Annotated in this window: 6 protein-coding genes; 3 read left to right on the top strand and 3 right to left on the bottom strand. The window is 71.8% G+C overall.

From position 1 onward, the window contains the following. Positions 1-161: 161 nt before the first annotated feature. Positions 162-323 carry a hypothetical protein gene (locus FOF48_RS36485; protein WP_186001957.1) on the bottom strand — a complete coding sequence of 54 codons (162 nt, stop codon included), beginning with the start codon at positions 321-323 and terminating at the stop codon, positions 162-164. A gap of 501 nt (positions 324-824) precedes the next feature. Between FOF48_RS36485 and FOF48_RS17880 the strand changes: the two genes are divergently transcribed. Further along, the gene (locus FOF48_RS17880) at positions 825-1,796 is read left to right on the top strand and encodes a universal stress protein (RefSeq protein ID WP_255442320.1); all 972 of its coding nucleotides are present in this window, start codon (positions 825-827) and stop codon (positions 1,794-1,796) included. Positions 1,797-1,841: 45 nt separating this feature from the next. Next, positions 1,842-3,707 (top strand): ABC transporter ATP-binding protein, encoded by a 1,866-nt coding sequence (locus FOF48_RS17875; RefSeq protein WP_143903240.1) that lies wholly within the window; start codon positions 1,842-1,844, stop codon positions 3,705-3,707. Positions 3,708-3,721: 14 nt separating this feature from the next. On the opposite strand, the gene FOF48_RS17870 is transcribed toward FOF48_RS17875, so the two are convergent. Continuing rightward, positions 3,722-4,081 carry a co-chaperone YbbN gene (locus FOF48_RS17870; protein WP_143903238.1) on the bottom strand — a complete coding sequence of 120 codons (360 nt, stop codon included), beginning with the start codon at positions 4,079-4,081 and terminating at the stop codon, positions 3,722-3,724. A 213-nt stretch (positions 4,082-4,294) separates the two neighbouring features. On the opposite strand from FOF48_RS17870, the gene FOF48_RS17865 reads away from it, so the two are divergent. Beyond that, positions 4,295-5,794, top strand: a complete 1,500-nt coding sequence (locus tag FOF48_RS17865; protein WP_186001956.1) for an SMI1/KNR4 family protein — start codon at positions 4,295-4,297, stop codon at positions 5,792-5,794. Positions 5,795-5,952: 158 nt separating this feature from the next. On the opposite strand, the gene FOF48_RS17860 is transcribed toward FOF48_RS17865, so the two are convergent. Beyond that, on the bottom strand, positions 5,953-6,225 hold the full coding sequence (locus tag FOF48_RS17860; RefSeq protein ID WP_143903236.1) for a hypothetical protein: 273 nt from the start codon (positions 6,223-6,225) through the stop codon (positions 5,953-5,955).

Here is a 6,225-nt window from a genome sequence, read left to right as displayed (position 1 = left end):
CTCGTAGCGCATCATCTCGCCTTGCCTCCTTGCGGAGACAACAACCGGCGCTCCCACATCCATCAGACACGGCCTAGGCCAGCATTCCAGGGCTGGAACCGTTCGGGCCGCGGAAGCCTGTGTGCTTCTTCGCGGCCCGGGCTGTTTGCTTCGGCGGGCGCCTACTGCCGCAGCTTCTCGCAGGGGCACGCCACTTCGAGGAAGGTGGTGGACTTGCCGCTGACCATCACCCAGAGACAGCGCAGCACACAGGCTGTTCCAAACTCCCGGTAGATGAGCCCCAGGTTGGCAACCACCTCACGTCCGGTGATGACGCCGCGCATGTCCCGCTCCCTTGCTTCCTGCCGTCCGACCCGCCACCCACGGCCACGTCACCGGCCAGACCGAGGCCTTTGCAAAGGGCTGGCCGAGCCTCGGAAAGCGCCCCCGTCCGTCAGGGTCCAGCGGTGAACGTCCCAACGCCTTGATGTGCCTGCCCTGACCGCATGCCTGCCCCGGACCCGTTGCACGAAACGGAGCCATGCCCTGAAAACGTTACAGCAGGGGAGGTGTCGCACTGACACGTGCGTCCGTCTGGACGACCTGGACCGCCGCCCGATGACGCCTTGCGCTCGCCTGCCCGGCCGCGGGAGTGGCGTCCCTGCGAGACGGGTGGCACATCCGGCGGCCGGCCTGAATGTATGTGCATGAGGGCCTGCGTGAGGCGGAGCCCGTGAGGCCGTACGTCGGAGGTTCCGCCCGCGCGCGTGAGTGGCGACGCCGCCACGCCCCGGACGTCCATGCGGTCAGGTGGTGGAAGGAAGGGTGCCGAGATGAGAGCGAACGTGTCTTCCAGAGGGGGCGGCCTGCCCCTGTTGCCCGAAGGGCTGCTGCGCGCCCAGCGCGGCCTGAAGCGGGTCGTGGTGGGGGTGGACTTCTCCCTCCAGTCCGAGTTCGCGCTGGCTCGAGCGCTGCGGCTCCCCCTGGCGCACGGGGCGTCCTTCATCGTCCTGCACGCGAGCCCGCCGCTGGACGGCCACACCGGGCCGGATGGCACGCTGGCCGGAGAGCGCTGTCTGCGCCGTTCGGTGGCGTCGGCTGTCCGGCGGCTGCGGCAGCGCCCGGACGTGGACGTGCGCGAGGAGCTGCGCACCGGTGACGCGCCGCACGTGGCGGCGGCGCTGGCGAAGGACGAGGGCGTGGAGGTGCTGGTGGTGGGCCGGCCGCATCCCACGTATCCCGCGAAGCCGCTGCCCGACACGTCCGTGGTGATGCGGCTGGTGCGCGAGGTGGACGCGTCGGTGCTGGTGGTGGTGCCGCACCCGGGCCGCGTGTACCACCGGCCCCTCGTCGCGGTGAACTTCTCCCGCGAGTCGCGCCGGGCGCTGGAGCTGACCATGCGCCTGTGCCCGGCCTCGACGCCCATCGAGGTGCTGCACGTGGTGGACCTGCGGGAGGAGGACGCCGCGCCGCCCGGCCAGGCGGCCCCGCTGGCGCAGTGGCTGCGGTCGCGGCAGGAGCGCGAGGACGCCGCCCGCGCGGCGCTCGGGCGCTTCCTGGCGCCCTACCGCGAGACGGGCCGGGCCCTGGAGCTGCGCGTGCGCATGGGCGACCCGCTGGAGTGCATCCACGCGGAGTCCATCGAGCGCGAATCCGACCTGCTGACGCTGGGCATGTCCACGGCGAACCCGCCCTCGCCGCTCACCGAAGGGGTGCTGGCGCGCTCGCACTGCGACGTGCTCATCTCGCGTCACGCCGCCCCGCCCGCCGCCCTGGGGGACGGTGAGGCGCCGTCCCGCCCCATCGTCCACGACTGAGGCGGGAGAAGCCCGGGAGCCCAGCGCGGCGGGCGTCGGCGCGTTATGAGGGGCGGCACCTTGCCACCTCCCTCGCCGCAGACACCGCCGTCGCTCCGCGCCCGCCTGAAGAACGCGGGCGTCCTGTTCAAGCAGCTGCCGGGCACCTTCCGCCTCTTCTGGCAGGCGAGCCCCCGGGGCGCGGTGGTGCTGGGCGCGCTCACGCTGGTGGCGGCGGTGCTGCCGGCGAGCATCGCGTGGGTGGGCAAGCTCATCGTGGACACGGTGGTGGCCGCGGCGAAGGGCGACGCCCAGGCGCACTCGCGGGTGCTGGGGCTGGTGGCCACGGAGTTCGGGCTGATGGTGGGCTCGGCCGTGGTGGACCGCGCGCTGACGCTCACCCGGGACCTGCTGCGCGCGCACCTGGGCAACCTGCTCAACGAGCGCATCCTCCAGAAGGCCCTGGAGCTGGAGCTCCAGCACTTCGAGGACTCGGACACCTACGACAAGATGCAGAACGCGCGGCGCGAGGCGAACGCGCGGCCGCTGTCGCTGGTGATGCAGGCGTTCAGCATCGTGCGCAACGTCATCACCCTGTCCACCTACGCGGTGCTGCTGGTGTCGCTGTCGCCGTGGAGCGTGGGCGTGCTGCTGCTGGCGTCCATCCCCGCGTTCATCGCGGAGGCGCGGCTGGCGGCGGAGGGCTTCCGGCTGTACTCGTGGCGCGCGCCGGAGGGCCGCAAGCTCAACTACCTGGAGTGGATCCTCACGCGCGACAGCACCGTGAAGGAGGTGAAGCTCTTCGGGTTGGGGCCGCTGGTGCTGGGCCGCTACCGCGCGCTGTTCCAGAAGTTCTTCGCGGAGGACCGGGCGCTCGCGCGCAAGCGCATGGCGTGGGGCCTGGGCCTGGGCCTGGTGTCGCTGGCGGCCTTCTACGGCTGCTACCTCTTCGTGGCGAGCCGCGCGGCGGCCGGCGGCATCACCGTGGGCGACATGGTGCTGTACCTGTCCGTGTTCCGGCAGGGGCAGGCCGCGTTCCAGGGCATCCTCACCAGCGTGGGCTCCATGTACGAGGACGCGCTCTTCATGAGCAACCTCTTCGCCTACCTGGACATCCCCACCCTGGGGGAGACGCCGAAGGTGCTGCCCGCCGTCACGCCGCCGCGCGGGCGCGGCAACGCCATCGAGCTGAGGGACGTGTCCTTCCGCTACGCGGGCAAGGACGCGTGGGCGCTGCGCAACGTGTCGCTCACGCTCAAGCCGGGCCAGAAGCTCGCGCTGGTGGGGGAGAACGGCGCGGGGAAGAGCACGCTGGTGAAGCTGCTGCTGCGCATGTACGAGCCCACGGAGGGGACCATCCTCTACGGCGGCGTGGACACGTCCTCGATGGAGGCGGGCGACCTGCGCAGCCGCTTCGGGGCGGTGTTCCAGGACTTCGTGCGCTACCAGTTCAGCGTGGCGGAGAACATCGGCCTGGGGCACGTGGACGCGCTGGAGGACCGGCCGCGCATCCACCGCGCGGCGGAGCAGGGCGGGGCGAACACGGTCATCGCGGCGCTGCCCGGCCAGTACGACACGATGCTGGGTGGCTGGTTCGAGAAGGGCCAGGAGCTGTCCAGCGGCCAGTGGCAGAAGCTGGCGGTGTCGCGGGCCTTCATGCGGGACGACGCGGAGGTGCTCATCCTGGACGAGCCCACCGCGAGCATCGACGCGGAGGCGGAGCACGCGCTCTTCGAGCGCTTCCAGGCGCTGGCCGCGGACCGCATCGCCATCGTGATTTCGCACCGCTTCTCCACGGTGCGCATGGCGGATCAGATCGCCGTGCTGCACAACGGGACGGTGCAGGAGCTGGGCAGCCACGACGAGCTGATGGCGCTCGACGGGCGGTATGCGCACCTGTTCCGCCTCCAGGCGCGCGGCTACCGGGAGTAGGGCAAGCCGGGCCGTCAGGCCCCGGCCGCGGCGCCCCCGGGCAGGTGGTCGCGGATGACGCCCAGGAAGTACGGCTTGCCGTAGTACTGGCTCATCTTCCCCAGCAGCTTCCCGTTGCGGAACAGCAGGAAGGTGGGGATGCCGAACAGGCCGAAGCGGGTGGCCAGGGCCTCGTGCTCGTAGGCGTTGACCTTGACGACACGCAGGGGCGCGCCGTCCAGCTCCGCCAGCAGGTCGGGTTCGGCCGCCGCGTAGATGTCGCAGTTGGGGCAGCCGGGGCCCCAGAAGTCCACCACCACCAGCTCGTCGCGGGGTTCCATGACGAGCGAGTCGAAGGTCTCGGTCGTCGCCTCGTAGCTCACGGGATGCGCCATGGCGTCCTTCCTAACCCCCTGGGGGCCGGGCTTCCATCCAGCCTGGAGGCCCCCGGGGCAGGCGGGCAGGGGGGATGGAGGGGGCGGGCGTGTCAGGTTCTCCAGATATGTCTACAGGTGTCGGGTCGACGAAACCCGACATGCACACTGCGCACGGGGGCCCAGGCGCCATAAGGTGCGGACCCCGGTGGCTGTCGATGTCATGGAGGGGTCATGCACGAGTGGTTGGAGGCACTGCGCAAGTCGGCGAAGGCGACCTCGGAGGGGGTGCTGGCGGAGGAGGTCCGCCGCGCCGAGACGGAGTGCGGCGTCCCGTTCCCCGCGGATCTCGCGGACCTGTACCTGGCGCTGAACGGCGGTGAGTTCCAGGGCGAGGTGCGCCTGTATCCGCTGCGCGGCGAGGCGGGCGCGCCCAGCGTCCTGGAGAAGAGCCGGCTGATGGTGGTGGGGCTCCCGGCCGCGGGCGTCTGGCGCTTCGGGCTGAAGGGGGCGCACCGGCACCTGTTCGTCGCGCGCAAGTCCGCGATGGAGGAGCAGGGGGATGGTGGTGGGCCGCTGCCCGGCTGGATGAGCGCCCTGGACGGCGACGACTGGGTCTTCGGCACCTGGGACGGCGAGAAGCGGGAGATGCGGCTGTACCGCACGCTCAAGGACATGCTCGAGGTGCTGGTCCCGCCGGTGGAAGAGGTGGAGAGCTTCGGGGAGCGGACCTTCGCGCGCGCCATGAACGCCGTGCTCCAGGGCGCGCTGTCCGGCGCCGCGGCCGACACGGGGGACGAGGACGAGGGCGGCGGTGGCTCCGCGAGCGACCTGGAGGACCTTGCTCGTGACGAGGACGAGGAGTCCGAGGCCGTCGAGCAGGAGGAGCTGTTCACGGAGACGGAGGTGACCCGCCCCGCCGTGAAGAGGGCCGCCCCGGCGCCCTTGGAGGCTCCACCCGTGGCCGCGAGGCCCCGTGGGGCCACGGTGAAGAGGCCGACCGCGACGAAGCCCGTGTCCACCGGCGAGCCCGTGGCAGGCGCGGGAACAGGCAAGGCGGCCGCGAAGAAGTCCGCTGCGAAGGGCTCCGTGCCCGCGGGTGGGTCCGCGACGGGGACGGCCGCGAGCAAGGCGGCTGCGAAGTCCGCGCCCGCGCGCGGTGCCGCGAAGAAGGCCCCGGGCAAGACCGCTGTCCCGACGCGTGGAGCCAGCGCCGCGAAGAACGCCGCCAAGAAGGGCGATACGTCGACGCGCGGGGCCCCCGCCGCGAAGAGCGCCACCGAGAAGAACGCCGCCGCGAAGAGCGCCGCCGAGAAGAGCGCCGCCGCCGAGAAGAGCGCCGCCGCGAAGAAGGGCGCTGCCTCGAAGCGTGGAGCCAGCGCCGCGAAGAAGGGCGCTGCCTCGAAGCGTGGAGCCAGCGCCGCGAAGAAGGGCACTGCCTCGACGCGCGGGGCCTCCGTCGCGAAGAACGCCGCCGCGAAGAACGCTGCTGCCTCGAAGCGTGGAGCGAGCGCCGCGAAGAAGGGCGCTGCCTCGACGCGCGGGGTCGGCGCCGCGAAGAACGCCGCTGCCTCGACGCGTGGGGCCACCACCGTGAAGAAGGGCGCCGCCTCGACGCGTGGCGCCGCCACGAAGGGCGCCGCCGCGAAGAAGGGCCCAGGCAAGGCTGCCACCGCGACGAAGGCCGGGGCCCGCAAGCCCACGGTGAAGAAGCCCGCGAGCCGGCGGTCCTGAGCCTCACCGGTGGATGGGAGGAAGCCCACGGGCTCCTCCCTCCACACGCGGTTGGCCACACGCGGCCAGCCCCCTGAAAAAACGGGCGCGTCCCACTCGGGGACGCGCCCTGCTGGAAACCGCCCGGTCGGGGCGGCAGTCATCAAGCTCCGGGCCGGCTACTCCTCGGGGAGCAGATCGGGCGTCTGCGCGCGGGGCCCCGGCTCGTCCGGCTGAGCGGTCAGCTCTCGCTCCTCTTCCTCCTCGCCCCGGCCGAAGCGCTGGATCTGATCCGGCAGGATGTCCCGCGCATCCGCCTCTTCCTCCATCGGTGGGGACAGGGCCATGTCCTGATCCGAGATGTTGATCTCGTCCTCCCCGGTTTCAGGGTTCCGGTGGCGCAGCGAGCTGGACTCGCCCACATCCTCGTCTCCGAGCTTGTTGAACCGCAT

This window comes from Corallococcus sp. Z5C101001, from assembly GCF_007352635.1.
Taxonomy (GTDB): domain Bacteria; phylum Myxococcota; class Myxococcia; order Myxococcales; family Myxococcaceae; genus Corallococcus; species Corallococcus silvisoli.
This window is presented reverse-complemented; position numbering and strand designations above follow the sequence as displayed.